The following is a 14,598-nucleotide window of genomic DNA, read 5'->3' as shown; positions in this document are numbered from 1 at the left end:
GCCTGCTGGAACATGCCTGAAAACTGCAGCGGCGTCACCGTGTTCAGGTCACGGTGACGCCGCTGCTGGGGGAAGCGCCTGAGCGATTTACAACGACGGGGGAATCGCGTCAGGCACTGCGGGGGGTGGCTGCGATGGTTCGTACGTCCGGGGCTGCCGGCTCGTCCAGCCGATGGTCGCGCTGATCGAGGTTCACAAAGATCATTCCGTACCGAATGGCGCACCGTACCGGCTGCGGCGCCCCCCGAGGCCGTCGCAGACAGCGGTATGCCCGCACGTCGTCATCGTCGTCCCGGGTCACCACGACCGGCTCTCCGAAGACGGTCACCATCAACGAGTCACCGCTGTGGGGGATGGCGGTGGCCAGGTCGATGAAGTGCCAGCCCGAGCGGTAGGCCGTGGCCATCTCTCGGCGGAAGGATCGGTCGTCGGGAGGAGTCGTCATGTCAGCCCCCGGAACCGTCGTCCACCGGCGGGGCCGGCCAGTGGGAGTCCGGCATGCCCGCGGCCTGCGGGTCGATCGCCGCCGCCGGCCAGTGACTGTCGGCCCGGTCGTCACCCTTCGCGATAGAAGCGTCGCTCAATGCTCCGAATGCCACGACGGCGGAGAAGGCGGCGACAAGCACCGAGCGAAGCATTTTCTTACGCATAGTCGGCTTCGTCCTCACTTGAAAGTTCCGTCTTCCCCCGTCGGGTACGACGATGGCTCATTCGGGCACGTCGTGACCACATAATCGATGCATCATGTTCCTGCACGTTCAGGACCCTGGGGGGTGGAGATTTGACTATAAGTAGAACAAAAGCGACACATCCCCATTCGGTGGCCGAACTGTGTGAGGAAGGTGGACGTCTATACGCAGACGCTCTACGGGTAGGTCGCATCGCCCGCACGGACGTGGAGGCTGCTCCCTGTTTGATGGAGTTCGCGCTGCTTCACCCCGATCCCGACGATGCGGAGTGGCTGCGCCCCGTACCGCCGTCGGTCGCGCTGGCGCAACGACTCAACCCCATCGAGCGGGAGATCACCGACCGCAGACGGCTCTCGATGCAGCTGGCCGATGCATTCGAGCCATTCATGGCCCTGCGGGTCCAGGAGACGACGACCACCAACTCGATCACGGTCCTGGAGGGCAGCGACCGCATCAACGCGGCCCTCAACCTGGCCACCGCACAGTGCCAGACCGAGATGCTCACCATCCAGCCGAGCGACCGCGGTTCGGAGCGCAGCCTGCTGCAGGGGCTGGAGCGCGACAAGCCGATGATCGAACGTGGTGTGCGCATACGGACGCTCTACCAGCACACGGCCCGCTACAGCCCCGAGCGGTTGGGGTACGTGGCCCAGCTCGCGGAGGGCAAGGTCGAGTACCGCACCATCGACGAACTGGTGGAACGCCTCATCGTCTGCGACGAGACGGTCGCTTTCATTCCCACCCGCGACGACCAGCAGGTCGCTCTGGAACTGCGGCACCCCGGCCTCGTCCGTTACCTGATCAAGGTCTTCGAGTTCGTCTGGGGCCGGGCCGTCCCGCTGACCGCCGGCGCCCCCTACGAGACCTCCCCGGACGGCATCACGAACATCCAGCACTCCATCGCGAAACTCCTGGTGGAGGGCCATGTCGACGAGGCGATAGCCCGCCGCCTCGGTATGAACGTACGGACCTGCCGCGCGCACATAGCGAAACTCGCCACCGCCCTGGGCAGCGGCAGCCGTGCGCAGCTCGGCTATCTGATCGCGATGTCCGGAATCCTGAAGCAGGACGGGGCCTCGGAGTGACCGTCTTACACACGGCGCACGAGGTGGAGGAGCTGTGCGCGGCCGGAGCCGCCCTGTACGAACGGGCCCTGCGTGAGGGGCACGTCCACGCGGACCAGGCCGGGGAGGCTCCCTGCCTCATGGACTTCGGACTGCTGCACCCGGCCGTCGAGGACCTGAGCGTGCTGGAACCGGTCGCCCCGGCCGTGGCCCTCCACCGGCTGCTGCGGATCTCCGGGAAGCGCATCGCCGACGAACGGCGGCGCGAGGACCGGCTGACCACGGTGTTCGAACCCCTGATGCGGATCACCGGCCGGTGGACGGCGCCGACGGAGACACCCGCGATCACCGTTCTCAGCGGCACCGGACAGATCAACCAGGCCATCACCGAGGCCATGAGCGAAGCGACGCGCGAGATCCTCTCCATCCAGACCAGCGCCGGACGCGCGGGCGGTCGCCAGGAGGCGTCGGAGGTCGTCGCTCTCCCCCGCGACCAGGCCTTCCTGGACCGCGGCGGTCGCATCCGCGTCCTCTACCAGCACACGCTGCGCCACTCGCCCAGCGTCCTGGCGCGCTACGAACAGCTGCGGGGCGACGTCGAGGCCCGCTCGCTCGACGAACTCACCGACCGCCTCTTCGCCATCGACGGCGCCGTCGCCTTCCTCCCCGCGAACAAGGACGGCACCCTCGCCCTGCGGGTCCGCCATCCCGCGCTGGTCGGGTACTTCGTCACGACCTTCGAGCGGTTCTGGCGGCTCGCCACGCCCATGTACCCGGTCGCCGTACAACCCCCCTCCCTCAACGGCGTCACCCCGCGGCAGCAGGCCATCGCGGGGCTCCTCGTCGAAGGCCACACCGACGCGGTCATCGCCGAACGGCTCGGGCTGAACGTGCGCACCGCCCGCGTCCACATCGCCAGGCTCGCCACGCTCCTCGGCAGCGAGAGCCGGGCCCAGCTCGGCTATCTCATCGGTCGGTCGGGGATCCTTGACGATCGGGAACAGTGAGCGGCTGGAGTTCCGGGGCGCGCGGCGGCCCGTCCAGGCCGGCCTGGGCTATCCGCACCCCCAGCTGCGTACGGCTGGCGGCGCCCAGCGTCTCCGACAGACGGGCGATATGGGCGCGGCAGGTGCGCACGCTGATGCCCAGCCGCTCCGCGACCACCGCGTCCTGGTGCCCCTCGGCGAGCAGCGCCGCGATGGAGCGTTCGCGATGGGTGATGCCCTCGATGCCCGTGTCCGGAAGGGGCGCGGTGAGGGGGATCGCCAGGCGCCAGAGCCGCTCGAAGACGGTGACCAGATAGCCCACCAGCGCCGGGTGGCGCAGCTCCAGCGCGATCGTGCGGTCGGGGCTCGCGGGTATGAACGCGACCGTGCGGTCGAAGACGATGAGCCGCTCGGTGACCTCGTCGAGGGTGCGGGCCTCCGCCGCCTCCTCCATCAGCTCCATGTAGTTCAGCAGGCCCTGGCCGTGCCGGGCCACGTGCGTGTAGAGGTCGCGCATGCGCACACCGCGGCGGCGCAGCGCGAGCGCCCGGTGCAGGCCCTCGGAGAGCTCGTCCTCGCGGCGGATGCCGCCCGGCTGGACGGCCAGCACCTCGGAGGTGCACGCCTCGGTCGCCTCGTCCATCGCGGCACGGATCCGGGGCAGTCCGTCGAGCACCCGGATCGCCACGCCCTCGGAGGGCGAGTGGGCGTCGCCGCCGAGGGCCGAGTACCACTCGAAGGCGGACACCGCCTCGCCCATGCGGGACTGCGTCGCGACGACGTGCTCGTGCATCTCCCGCAGCAGCCGCGTCATGACCTCCTGCGGCGAGGTCGGCACCAGCCAGCCCATGTCGTCGGGGTCGGGGTGCAGCAGCGCCAGCTCGACCAGGCAGGGCACCGACTCGGCGTCCTCGCGGGACACCCGGCCGCGCCGTACCGCCCGGGAGTACACCCGGTCCCCGGCATCGCACAGACGGTCAGCACCGTGCGGATGCGCTTCCGTCCCGTGCCCGGCCATCTCCCCAACCCCCGGTTCCAGCCTCTTTTGCAGCGCAACTATGCGCGGCGTCCCCCCGCTCCGCAACACGGCTCCGCCACGCCACCGCGCCCTATCGGCATACTTGCTCCGCTTTTGCCCCTACCCCCGCATGACGCGTTGCAACAACCTGGTGGCGGGAACAGCACGCAGCCCGGCGCATGTTGACCCCGGCCACCAGGACGCCCCGAGCAATCTTGGCCGGATAGCCACCCGCCGGGGCGCCCGCGGGACGGTGGCGCACCGCCCCGGTCCGCATCCCGACTCATCTCGCACTTCCGTGGGGACTGCCGCCCGTCGGGCGTCACTTGACCGGGGAATGCGGCCGGTCCACGAGACCTGGGATCTCCTGGGCGCGCGTCCGCGCCGGCCGCCGCGACTCTCCGGAGCCGCGAGTACCAGCCATCTCTTGAGATGGCTGGGAGCGGGCCGAATGGGATCGGCCGCGGGGGACCGTGAGGTGACCTCGGGGACCGTGAGGTGATCTCGGGGACCGTGAGGTGACCTCGGGGACCGACAGGCGCACCCGGCCGATCACGGTCGGGTGCGCCGCCCCGCTAGCTCCCCGGAGGGGTCACTTGATGCCGAGTTCCGAGCACGCCGAGCGGTACTTGGCGGTGCAGATCTCCTCGACCGTGTAGATGCCGTCCTGGATGACCGTCGACTCGATGGTGGTCCGGGTCAGGGGTGCCACCTGGACAAGGTTGGCAGGAACGTTTTTGTCCGTGGGGCTGGAGACCTTGTCGGGGGTGAGCGAGTCGAACTCGATGCCGTAGCCGCGGACGCGGGCCACGGCCACCTCGGCGGCGGTCTCCGCCTCCTCGGGGTACGGCTTGTAGACGCTCATGAACTGGTCGCCCGCGAGGATGCGCTGCACCGCGTCCAGCTCCGCGTCCTGGCCGGTGATCGGCGGCAGCTTGGTGACACCGGCGGCCTTGAGCGCGGAGATGACGCCGCCCGCCATGCCGTCGTTGGCGGAGTACACCCCGGCGATGTTGCCGGCGCCGATGGCGGAGATGGCCGCCATCATGTTGGCCCGGGCGTTCGCCGGCTTCCAGTCCTTGGTGTCGTACGACTTGGCGATGGTGACCTTGGCCTTCAGCTCGGTGAGGGCGGCCGCCTTGAACTGGGCGGCGTTCGGGTCCGTCACCGCGCCGTTCATCATGACGATCTTCTGCCCCTTGCCGCCGTCCAGCCGGTCGGCGAGGGCCCGGCCCTGCACCTGCCCGACCTCCTCGTTGTCGAACGAGATGTACGCGTCGATCGGGCCCTCGGCCAGCCGGTCGTACGCGATGACGGGAATTCCCGCCTTCTTGGCCTTCTTCACACCGGCGGCGATGGCGCTGGAGTCCACGGCGTCCAGCAGCAGTACGTCGACCTTCTCGTCCACCATCTTCTGGAGCTGCCGGTTCTGCGCGGCGGCGTCCTGCTCGGCGTTGGCGTAGACGACCTTCCCCTTGCCGTCCGTGAGCGCGTCGACCTTCTTCTTGATGATGGGGTAGTCGAACTTCTCGTAGCGGGAGTTCGCCTTCTCCGGCAGCAGCAGGCCCACCGTGATGTCGTCACCCTTGGTGGGGCTCGCTTCGGCGCCGTCGTCTCCGCTCCCGCACGCGGCGAGGGTCAGGGTCATGGAGGAGGCGGCTACGGCCAGGGCGGTACGACGTATGGCGCGGTTCACTTCAGGTGCCTTCCGGACGAGGGCGACGGTGCGGGCCCAGGTGACAAAAAGACAACGCGGGGGTTCACGGGGCGTCAAGGAGTAACTGCTAACGACATCGCAACAGAAGTCTGTGAAGAGACGGGGACGAAGTCGGGCGGATGCGAGGAGTGAGAATCCACACCACCCACGCACTTCCCCCACTCCCCCACTTCGTGCCTCGTTCGCCCCCTCGCACGACAGATGCGGCAGAACGTCGCGAGAGGTGCTCAAAGGTGACGAACACCACGTCCGGGTCAGCGCGAGCACCTGATCGGCGGCGCACCGATTGCGGTGGGGCGGCTTCCGGATCTTGCTGGGACCAGACAGCTCGTTCCGACCGTGTCCTCCTTCTCCACGGAGTTCCCCATGCGCACGTTCTCCCGATCCCTCATAACTGCCCTGGCCGCGGCCTGCCTTGCCCTGACGGCAGGCACGTCCGCGGCGGCCGCCCCCCGCTCCGCACCCGATCCGGTCCCCGCCGCCTGTGACGTCGACTGGACCGGCCTGGCCGGGATCACGGGTACCGGCACCCTGCAGGAGGCGATCGTCGCCTGCGTCCACGCCTATACGGAACGCGACCTCGAAAGCCGGCTCCAGACCCCGCCGAAACTCCCCGACGAGCAGCGGGAACAGCTCGGGGAGCAAGCCGGGGAGCAGCTGGAGAAACCGCCGGGGAACGAGCAGGCGGAGCAGGACGAGGACTGGACGGGAGCCGGCGCCGGGGACTGGGCGGTCGACCTGTCCTGCGACCTGGCCGAGCTCTTCGAGGAGCCCACGGGGTGCCGCCGGACCCCGTGATCCACTCCGCGCTTCTCGCGTTCGGCAGAACTGGCCGGAAGCAGAACGGGCCGGAAGCTGAACGGGCCGGAACACGAGCACTCGCGGTGGAACGCAAGAACCGCGAGGTCTCACCCTCCGGCCCGTTCGTCGAACTCCGAGGCAGGCAGGGCGGGCGGGCGGACAGGCAGGCGCCGGAGGGGGCTTGGGCTACCGTCTGTCCCAGCCCGCTCCCGCTCCCCACCCGGCGAGGTCCGCGATGCGAAAGATCGTCCTGAGCATGTCCGTCTCCCTCGACGGTTTCTTCGAGGGACCGAACCGCGAGATCGACTGGCACCTGGTCGACGACGAACTGCACCGGCACTTCAACGAACGCATCGGCGCGCTGGGCGGCTTCCTGAGCGGCCGCGTCTCCCACGAACTGATGGCGGCGTACTGGCCGACCGCCGACCGGGACCCCGACGCCCCGGAACCCGTCCGCGAGTTCGCCGCCATCTGGCGGGACATGCCGAAGGTCGTCTACTCACGGACCCTGGACAAGGCCGACTGGAACGCGACCGTCGTACGGGAGGTCGCTCCCGATGTCATCAGGGCGCTCAAGGAACAGCCGGGCGGGGACCTCGCGGTCGGCGGGGCGGAGCTGGCGGCGGAGTTCCGGCGCCACGACCTGATCGACGAGTACCTGATCTACGTCCACCCGGTGCTCATCGGGCACGGCCGCCCCCTCTTCCGCGACACCGACGCGCTCGCCCACCTGCGCCTCGTCGAGTCCCGCGTGTTCGGCAACGGCGTGGTCCTGCTGCACTACACACGCACGGGGGCAGGGGCGCGGGCCCGGACGGAGGCGTAACGGCCCAGGTGCAGCGGCCGAGGCCTGGCGGCCGAGGCGTCCCCAGTAGCCCCCCAGCCGCCCCTCAGCCGCCGTCGTCCGACGGGTGTTCGTGGCCCCGCGGGCGTTCGGGGAACGGCAGGAGGCGGGCGGACGGCCGGTCCGACGGTCGCTCGGACGGCGGCTCCGGCGGCCGGTCGGGGCCCACCGCGTGTTCCTGGCCGGACGCCCGGGCGTGTTCCTCCCAGCCCGCCCGGAACCAGCTCAGCTGATGCTGCTGCAGTTCTTCCTCGGTGAGCACGCGGACGGCGTCCGGGCCCGCGACACGGACCTTCTCGGCCAGTACGCCGAGGAGTTCGCCCACCCCTTCGGCGACACCTTCGGCGACGCGCTCCGCATCGGCCCCACGGCCGCCTCCTGGGTCACCCATCCCGCGCTCCGTTCCCTTCGCCGTCAACCGCCCTCCGGCAGGAACTGCCGTGCCACCTTGGCGAAGAGCTCCCGCAGTTCGGGCGGGACACCCATCCGGCAGGCGGCCTCCTCCGGGCTGAGCCGCAGATGCTCCTCACCCTCCGCGGAGCGGCCGGTGCCGGTGAGCGGCAGATCGTCCTCGGTCAGCCGGCCCGAGCGGATGAGCATCTCCCGCAGGGGCACCCCGAGTACGGCCGCGATGCGCCGCATGGTCTCCAGGTCGGGCATGGACTGCCGCTGGAGCAGCCGGCTCACGGCGGCCCGGTGCACCCCGGCGTCGTCGGCCAGCTTCGAACGGCCGCCGCCGCGCGGGCTGTCGATGTCGTAGCTCCGGGCACGCAGCAGATCCTCGATCCAGCCGGCGAACTCCTGGAGCCCCGCCGCCCGGTACGTCTGATCCGTACGGGCCCCGGCCCGTGAGCTCGAAGCCATGTGTCCGCTCTCCCCTCGTCGCCGGGGCAGCGTACCGATCGCACACCCACCAGCCTGTGTGCGCGCTCGCACGTAACTGTGGAGATTCTGCGACTTCGGTAACTCTGCGCAGCCAAAACGGGATGAGAAGGCCCTCACCGCACCACCCTTCACGGAACGTAATCACTTGCGTACGCGCTCGCAACATGCGACCCTGACCGCTCGTTCGAAACTCTCGAACATATGTTCCCATACCTGGGGAGGGGTTGCACCGTGCCCGACCACCCGCCGGTAGCCGCCGCGACATCTGCTGGGCCACGGCCGGACGAACCACGCCGGCGCGGGTTCGACGGCGGTCCTGGACGCCGTACGGGCCGAGAAGTCCCCGCTTCCCGCCCCCGGGCCGGACGCCGTGGACGGCGACGCCCGCTTCCACGGCTTCGAGATCGAGAACCTCGGCAACGGCCGGTACGCGTCGGGCCCCGGCCCCGTCCGGACACCGGCCGACGTCCTCTCGTACGCGGCCTGGCAGCGCGGCCTCGGTTATGTGGGCCCGGCGGCGGACGGCATGCCGGGCCGGGTGAGCCGGGACAGGCTGCGGGTGCCGCGCGCCTGGCGAGAACCAGGAGGAGCACGAGAAGCACAGGAGTCACGAGGAGCACGAGGAGCACGAGGAGCGTCACGATGACCGATACCGAGCCGACGATCGCGGGAGGTACCCGATGACAGCGACCGAGACCGAGGAGGTCCTCCTGGAACTGGAGCGCCTGCGCCGTTCGGTCGACGTCGGCTTCGCCACCACCCGGGGCGACCTCGCGCTCCTCCTCCAGCGCGCCGACCAGACCGACAAGACCCTCGACGAGCACGAGGCCCGTATCGAGGCCCTGGAGCGCACACGCTGGCCCCTGCCGTCACTGGCGGCGGCCACCTCGTGCCTCGCCCTGGCCCTCACGGTGTGGCAGACCATGGGGCGCTAGCGGCGTCCGCAGGTGGTAGCTTCTGTATACGAGGTGTATGCGATCTCTGGGGGTAGTGGTGGCGTCAGGTCGGGAGAAGGCCTATGCGTACCTCAAGGACACGGTGCTGACCGACCCGGCGATGCAGGGGGAGTTCCTCTCCGAGCAGGAGATCGCCGACCGGATCGGGGTGTCCCGCACACCGATCCGCGAGGCGCTGCTGTTGCTCGCCGCCGAGGATCTCGTCCAGCTGGTGCCCAAGCGCGGTGCGCGTGTGGCGCCGCTGTCGGGCCGGGAGATCTCCGAGCTGATGCAGCTGCGCGGGATCGTCGAACGGTACGCGGCCGGTCACGTCGTCGAAGCGGGCCGGGCCCCGGTGCAGGAACTCGGTGAACTGCTGGACCGGCAGAGCGCGTTGAGCGGACCCGACCAGGCCAAGCAGTTCATCGCCGTGGACCACCTCTTCCACGCCACCCTCGTCTCGGCGGTGGGCAACGCGCTGCTCGACCGGCACTACGACGGGCTGCGCAGCCGCCAGATCCGGGCCGGGGTGGTGGCCCTCTTCAATCAGCACGGCCGCCAGGAGGCGGTGCTGGACGAGCACCGGGAGATCCTCGACGCGCTCGCGGCGAACGACTCACAGAGCGCCTGTGCCGCGATCGACCGCCACCTGGAGTCGACCCTGAAGGTGCTGCTCGCCGGTTAGCCCGCCTCCTGCGCGGGGCCGGAGTCAGGTCTCCGGGTATGTATCCACCGGATATATGACGACGAGCATCGTGACGCCGGCGGACGTCGTCCACGGGCCGTGCGGCATCCCCGGCGGGCGGCAGGCGTACGAGCCCCGCGTGAAGGTCTCGCCGAGGGTCAGGTCGTGCATGTCCCCTTCGAGGAGGTAGACCTCCTCCCAGAAGTCGTGCCGGGTCACCCCCTGTGCGGACGTGTCGGTACCCGGCTCCCAGCGGACGAGCGCGGTGCGGCGGGTGCCGGACCCGTCCGCGGCCAGCTCACGCTCCACGACCCCCTGGACGGCGCCCGCGGGCGCCGTCCAGGGCCCGGTGGGCAGATGGAACTCAAGCTCCGGTTTGCTCATGCGGTACGCCCCAGGCGGCGGTTGGCCAGCACCGACGTCTTCTCGCGGACCGCCGCCACCTCGTCGACGTCCAGGTCGGCCGTCAGCAGACCCGGCTCCGCGCCCAGGCTACGGCGTACGGTTCCGTCCGGCCCGACGATCATGCTGTGTCCGATGCCCGTGGGCGCCGAAGCGTGCGGAACCACTCCTCCGGCCGCCGGATCGGCCTGGTCCACGGCCGCGACCCACACGGTGGCGTCCAGGGCACGGGCACGTACGAGCAGCTCCCACTGCTCGCGCTTGCCCGGACCGGCGCCCCAGGAGGCGGGCAGGAGCGTCGCCACGGCCCCCGCGTCGGCGTGCGCCCGGAAGAGCTCGGGGAAGCGGACGTCGTAGCACGTGGCCAGTCCGACGCGTACGCCGTCGATGTCGACGGTGACGATCCGCGAGCCCGCGGCGACGGTGTCGGACTCGGCGTAGCCGAAGGCGTCGTACAGATGGATCTTGTCGTACGAGGCCTCGACGCCCGGCCCGGTGACCAGCAGGGTGTTGGCCACCCGGCCTCGCGGGGCCGGGGTGAACATGCCCGCCACCACGACGATGTCCGCCGCGGCCGCGATGGCGCGTACCGCGTCGGCCCAGGGGCCGTCGAGCGGCTGTGCGATCGGCGGCAAGGGGGTGCCGAAGCAGGCCATCGACGCTTCGGGGAACACGACGACGCGTGCCCCTGCGTCGGCGGCGCGCCGGACGCCGTCCTCGATGAGTCCGAGATTCTTCTCCGGCTCGGGTCCGCTGGTGAACTGGCTCAGGGCGAGACGCACAGGGCTGTCCTTTCTTGAGGGCGAGGATTCTTGAGGGCGAGGATCAGGTGAGCTTGACGGCCGGCTCGGTCTTGGCGCGGGTGACGAGCAGCTCCTCTTCCTCACCCGCCTGGTCGGCGTCCCGGCCCAGGACCAGTCCCACGACGGTGACGGCCGCGGCGACCGCGAGGTACAGGGCGAGCGGGACCCAGCTGTCGTAGGAGCTGAGCAGGACGGTGAACAGCAGCGGAGCGATCGCGCCGCCGATGAGACCGGCGAGGGTGTAGGCCAGCGAGGAGCCCGTGTAGCGCAGGCGCGGCGAGAACTGTTCCGCGACGAAGGCCGCCTGCGGTCCGTACATGAAGGAGTGGATGACCAGGCCTCCGACGACACCGCACACCAGCAGGATCCAGCTGCCGCCGTCGACCATCAGGAAGAACACGAACGGCCACACGCCCGCGGCCAGGGCGGAACAGCCGTACAGCAGACGCCGGTTGACCCGGTCGGACACGGCGCCGGCCAGGGGGATGAGGAAGACCTGAAGGGATGAGCCGATGAGTACGGCGGTCAGCGCGGAGCCGCGCGACATGTCCAGCTCGTCGGTCGCGTAGGTCAGGACGAAGACGGTGAACATCGCGTACAGCACGTCGGGGGCCACCCGGCTCAGGACGGCCGCGCACAGCGCGCGGGGCTGAGTGGTGAACACCTCGCGGATCGGCGCCTCGGGCCGGGTGCCCTCGGCCTCCATCGCCTTGAACACCGGGGTCTCCTCCAGCTTCGCCCGGATCCACAGGCCGAAGCCGACCAGCACACCGGAGAGCAGGAACGCCACGCGCCAGCCCCAGGACAGGAACTGGTCCTCCGTCAGCAGGACCCCGAGCGCGGCCAGCACGCCGTTGGCCAGGAGGTTGCCCGCGGGCGGTCCGATCTGGGCGGCCGACGCGTAGAAACCGCGGCGGCGCGGGTCGCCGAACTCGCTGGACAGCAGGACGGCGCCGCCCCACTCGCCGCCCACGCCGACGCCCTGCGCGAAGCGCAGCACGACAAGGGCGATCGGCGCGGCCACGCCGACCGTGCCGTAGGCGGGCAGCAGTCCGATCAGGAAGGTGGCCACGCCGATCAGGACCAGCGTGGCGATGAGGACCTTCTTGCGGCCGATGACATCGCCGAGCCGGCCGAAGACGAAGCCGCCGAGCGGGCGGGAGATGTAGCCGACGGCGTAGGTGGAGAACGCCAGGATCGTGCCGGTGAGGGGGTCCTCCGAGGGGAAGAAGAGATCACCGAAGACCAGGGCCGCGGCGGCCGAGTAGACCGCGAAGTCGTACCACTCCAGGGCGGTCCCGGTGAGGCTGGCGAAGAAGGCGCGGCGGATACCTGAGCGGCCGGGGTTCGGGGCCCCTGCGGCCTGCTGGGTGGATTGCATGCTGCCTGTTCCTTGCGTCGTGGGGCGTCGGTGGGGCGTCGTGGGGACATCGACCTTTCGGCATACTTCTTGTATACAGGTCGTATGCGCAACCCCTGCGCCGGAAGTCAACCGCTTCGAAACCGACCCATTCAGGAGTTCCTGTGGCTGTGCTGACCTTCGAGCTGCCCGACGGTTCCACCCGTGACGTCGACGTGCGGCAGGTGCTCAACGCGGGGTACGCCGGACGCGGCCAGGACGAGGTGGCCGCGCACGTCGCGGAGCTGGCCCGGCTCGGTGTTCCCGCGCCGTCCGTGACCCCGGCGCTCTACCCCGTCTCGCCGTATCTGGCCCAGCAGACGGACCGGGTCTCCGTGCAGCACGCGCGCACCTCCGGCGAGGCCGAGTGGGCGCTGGTCGTCGCGGCGGACGGCGAACTGCTGCTCACGGCGGCCTGCGACCACACCGACCGTGACCTTGAGGTGCACGGGGTCGCCTGGAGCAAGAACGCGGGCCCGGACGTGCTCGCCCGCCGCGCCTGGCGTCTGGACGACGTCCAGACACGCATCGACGACCTCACGCTGCGGGCCTGGGTCACCCACCGCGGCCAGGAGACGGAGATCCAGCACGGCACGCTCGCGGAGCTGCTCACTCCCGGCTACTGGGCCGGGGTCCTGCGCTCGCGCGGCGACCTGGTGCCCGGCACCGTCCTCATCTCCGGGACGATCCCGATGACCGAGGACGTGGACCAGTTCGCCGAGGCCTGGCGCGTGGAACTGGGCGATCCGGCGACCGGCGACACGATCCGTCTGGCGTACGAGGTCCTCCCGCTGCCGGCACCGATCGGCTGAACCGGCCCGCCCCGGCGCCGACCCGCGCCCGCCCACTCGATCCGGTGAACTTCGCCTGATGCCGCAGCGCGAATGCCCTGTTCAGCTTGGTTGGCTGGATGGACTTGTCAGCAATTGCCTTCGTCGCCTGCAGCGTCCCCGCTTCGCTCCTTCTCCTTGCCCTGATGGTGCGTTACGTGCCGGAGCACTGGCACGAGCGGTACGCCCTGAAGGACACCCTGGATCACTTCTCCAACGTCAACAGGACACTGTTCAGTTTCATCCTGGCCCTCTCCATCGTCTCCGCCCAGACGACCTTGACCAAGGCCGCCGAGGACGTCAGCAACGAGGGGGCGAGCCTCATCAACCTCCAGTGGGCCACCCGGCCGCTGCCCGACGCGTCACGCGAACGGATCCGTGATCTCACCCGCGAGTACACGGTCACGGTGATCGACGAGGAGTGGCCGGCCATGGAGAGGGGGACGTCCAGCGCACGGGCCCAGCGCCAGTACGACGAGCTGCGCCGGGCACTGCAGGACACCGTGGGCGGGACCAAGCAGGAGCAGGTCTTCGCACGTGACTCGCTCGTCGCGCTCAGGGAGGTGGGGGACGCGCGGCGCGCACGGATTCTCGCCGTCTCCCACGGGATCCCGCCCTACCTCTGGATCGGCCTGCTCGTGTCCGCCCTGCTGCTGGTGGCCGCCGCCGCGATCCAGATCCGCGCCCTGACCTGGACGAGCATGATCAGCATCGGTCTGCTCGCCCTGCTGGTGTCCGCCGTGCTGGCCGTGCTGTCGGCCATGAACCACCCCTTCGGCGGGGGCATCCACGTGGAGCCGGAACCGCTGAGGCTCGCGTTGCAGCGGTATGCCGTTATTTAGCGGCCCGCGCGGGTCCCGTGATCGCCTCCGTGATGACCAGGCCCTTGGCGGGGCCTTCGGGGATGGTGACCTCGGTGCCGTAGGGCACGCGGTGCACGCCCACCCAGTCGGCCCTGTCGGGGCGGGGTTCGGTGAGGACGGTCACGGTGCCCTGGTCGTCGTGGTCGTCGATGGCCACGTACACGGGGATGCCGGCGCGGGCGTATTCGCGGCGCTTCATGACGCGTTCGCGCTCCTGGCGGCGCCGGTCGGGGGAGACGACCCCCACCACCAGTCGGACGGCGGCCGCGGTGATCCCCGCGCCGTCGGCGGTGACGTACCGTTCCGTGTCCCTGGGGACGACGAACAGGTCGGGTACCCACACACAGCCCGCGTGGACGACGTTCGTGGCGTTCCGGGCGGCGAAGTCCCCGCCCTTCAGAAAGTCGCCCAGCGCCTCCTTGAACAGGAAGACGGTCTGGCTGTGCGCGTAACGGCCCGTGGATGACACCTCGACGGCTCCTTCGATGATCTCGGCTCGATAGCCCTCAGGGAGTTCCATGGCCTCCCAGGCCTGCCACAGGACCTCGTCGGGGCCGGGCGCGTTCTCGGGCGGGTACGGAGGCTCGGTCCTACTCTCGGTCATGATCACAAGTCTCTCGTACATACGGGCTCACCTGCGAAAACGCCCTTGATTCACCCGAACCGGCGAAGCAGAA

Annotated in this window: 19 protein-coding genes; 9 read left to right on the top strand and 10 right to left on the bottom strand. The window is 70.1% G+C overall.

Annotation, left to right across the window (positions count from 1 at the left end; genetic code table 11):
• Positions 1-109: 109 nt before the first annotated feature.
• Entirely contained in the window at positions 110-445 is a 336-nt protein-coding gene (locus OHS59_RS24185; protein ID WP_328495497.1) for a hypothetical protein, read from the bottom strand.
• A gap of 1 nt (position 446) precedes the next feature.
• Positions 447-584, bottom strand: a complete 138-nt coding sequence (locus OHS59_RS24180) for a hypothetical protein (protein ID WP_328495496.1) — start codon at positions 582-584, stop codon at positions 447-449.
• Positions 585-781: 197 nt separating this feature from the next.
• Here OHS59_RS24180 and OHS59_RS24175 point away from each other — a divergent pair, with 197 nt between their 5' ends.
• On the top strand, positions 782-1,774 hold the full coding sequence (locus tag OHS59_RS24175) for a helix-turn-helix transcriptional regulator (RefSeq protein WP_328495495.1): 993 nt from the start codon (positions 782-784) through the stop codon (positions 1,772-1,774).
• Positions 1,771-2,760: a helix-turn-helix transcriptional regulator gene (locus OHS59_RS24170; protein WP_328495494.1), complete on the top strand. Its 990-nt coding sequence runs from the start codon at positions 1,771-1,773 to the stop codon at positions 2,758-2,760. Before OHS59_RS24175 ends, OHS59_RS24170 begins: the two co-directional genes overlap by 4 nt.
• Here OHS59_RS24170 and OHS59_RS24165 read toward each other — a convergent pair.
• Both OHS59_RS24165 and OHS59_RS24160 read right to left on the bottom strand, forming a co-directional pair.
• Positions 2,720-3,757, bottom strand: a complete 1,038-nt coding sequence (locus OHS59_RS24165; protein ID WP_328495493.1) for a helix-turn-helix transcriptional regulator — start codon at positions 3,755-3,757, stop codon at positions 2,720-2,722. The two genes, OHS59_RS24170 and OHS59_RS24165, sit on opposite strands and share 41 nt — an antisense overlap.
• A gap of 592 nt (positions 3,758-4,349) precedes the next feature.
• The gene (locus tag OHS59_RS24160) at positions 4,350-5,405 is read right to left on the bottom strand and encodes a substrate-binding domain-containing protein (protein WP_328499331.1); all 1,056 of its coding nucleotides are present in this window, start codon (positions 5,403-5,405) and stop codon (positions 4,350-4,352) included.
• A 435-nt stretch (positions 5,406-5,840) separates the two neighbouring features.
• Here OHS59_RS24160 and OHS59_RS24155 point away from each other — a divergent pair, with 435 nt between their 5' ends.
• Together OHS59_RS24155 and OHS59_RS24150 are read left to right on the top strand one after the other, a co-directional pair.
• Positions 5,841-6,272, top strand: a complete 432-nt coding sequence (locus tag OHS59_RS24155) for a hypothetical protein (RefSeq protein ID WP_328495492.1) — start codon at positions 5,841-5,843, stop codon at positions 6,270-6,272.
• A 238-nt stretch (positions 6,273-6,510) separates the two neighbouring features.
• Positions 6,511-7,101: a dihydrofolate reductase family protein gene (locus tag OHS59_RS24150; protein ID WP_328495491.1), complete on the top strand. Its 591-nt coding sequence runs from the start codon at positions 6,511-6,513 to the stop codon at positions 7,099-7,101.
• Between the two features lie 64 nt (positions 7,102-7,165).
• Here the strand turns inward: OHS59_RS24150 and OHS59_RS24145 are convergent, their stop codons facing one another.
• Positions 7,166-7,510, bottom strand: coding sequence for a hypothetical protein (locus OHS59_RS24145; RefSeq protein ID WP_328495490.1), 345 nt, complete (start codon positions 7,508-7,510; stop codon positions 7,166-7,168).
• Between the two features lie 23 nt (positions 7,511-7,533).
• The gene (locus OHS59_RS24140) at positions 7,534-7,983 is read right to left on the bottom strand and encodes a helix-turn-helix domain-containing protein (protein ID WP_328495489.1); all 450 of its coding nucleotides are present in this window, start codon (positions 7,981-7,983) and stop codon (positions 7,534-7,536) included.
• A 391-nt stretch (positions 7,984-8,374) separates the two neighbouring features.
• On the opposite strand from OHS59_RS24140, the gene OHS59_RS24135 reads away from it, so the two are divergent.
• The 3 genes from OHS59_RS24135 to OHS59_RS24125 are packed head-to-tail and all read left to right on the top strand — an operon-like array spanning position 8,375 to position 9,624.
• Positions 8,375-8,650 carry a hypothetical protein gene (locus tag OHS59_RS24135; RefSeq protein WP_328495488.1) on the top strand — a complete coding sequence of 92 codons (276 nt, stop codon included), beginning with the start codon at positions 8,375-8,377 and terminating at the stop codon, positions 8,648-8,650.
• 34 nt (positions 8,651-8,684) lie between these two features.
• A complete protein-coding gene (locus tag OHS59_RS24130) occupies positions 8,685-8,939 on the top strand; it encodes a hypothetical protein (protein WP_328495487.1) in 255 nt (84 codons plus the stop codon).
• Between the two features lie 37 nt (positions 8,940-8,976).
• Entirely contained in the window at positions 8,977-9,624 is a 648-nt protein-coding gene (locus OHS59_RS24125) for a GntR family transcriptional regulator (RefSeq protein WP_443061487.1), read from the top strand.
• Positions 9,625-9,648: 24 nt separating this feature from the next.
• Here the strand turns inward: OHS59_RS24125 and OHS59_RS24120 are convergent, their stop codons facing one another.
• The 3 genes from OHS59_RS24120 to OHS59_RS24110 are packed head-to-tail and all read right to left on the bottom strand — an operon-like array spanning position 9,649 to position 12,210.
• A complete protein-coding gene (locus OHS59_RS24120; RefSeq protein ID WP_328495486.1) occupies positions 9,649-10,008 on the bottom strand; it encodes a cupin domain-containing protein in 360 nt (119 codons plus the stop codon).
• A complete protein-coding gene (locus tag OHS59_RS24115; protein ID WP_328495485.1) occupies positions 10,005-10,808 on the bottom strand; it encodes a carbon-nitrogen hydrolase family protein in 804 nt (267 codons plus the stop codon). The genes OHS59_RS24120 and OHS59_RS24115 overlap by 4 nt, the downstream gene beginning before the upstream one ends.
• Positions 10,809-10,851: 43 nt before the next feature.
• Entirely contained in the window at positions 10,852-12,210 is a 1,359-nt protein-coding gene (locus tag OHS59_RS24110; protein WP_328495484.1) for an MFS transporter, read from the bottom strand.
• Positions 12,211-12,353: 143 nt separating this feature from the next.
• On the opposite strand from OHS59_RS24110, the gene OHS59_RS24105 reads away from it, so the two are divergent.
• Together OHS59_RS24105 and OHS59_RS24100 are read left to right on the top strand one after the other, a co-directional pair.
• Positions 12,354-13,040, top strand: coding sequence for a DUF2848 domain-containing protein (locus OHS59_RS24105; protein WP_328495483.1), 687 nt, complete (start codon positions 12,354-12,356; stop codon positions 13,038-13,040).
• 98 nt (positions 13,041-13,138) lie between these two features.
• Positions 13,139-13,900 carry a bestrophin-like domain gene (locus OHS59_RS24100; RefSeq protein ID WP_443061486.1) on the top strand — a complete coding sequence of 254 codons (762 nt, stop codon included), beginning with the start codon at positions 13,139-13,141 and terminating at the stop codon, positions 13,898-13,900.
• Here OHS59_RS24100 and OHS59_RS24095 read toward each other — a convergent pair.
• Positions 13,893-14,525: a Uma2 family endonuclease gene (locus OHS59_RS24095; protein WP_328495481.1), complete on the bottom strand. Its 633-nt coding sequence runs from the start codon at positions 14,523-14,525 to the stop codon at positions 13,893-13,895. The two genes, OHS59_RS24100 and OHS59_RS24095, sit on opposite strands and share 8 nt — an antisense overlap.
• Between the last annotated feature and the right edge of the window lie 73 nt (positions 14,526-14,598).

Source organism: Streptomyces sp. NBC_00414, from assembly GCF_036038375.1.
GTDB lineage: Bacteria > Actinomycetota > Actinomycetes > Streptomycetales > Streptomycetaceae > Streptomyces.
This window is presented reverse-complemented; position numbering and strand designations above follow the sequence as displayed.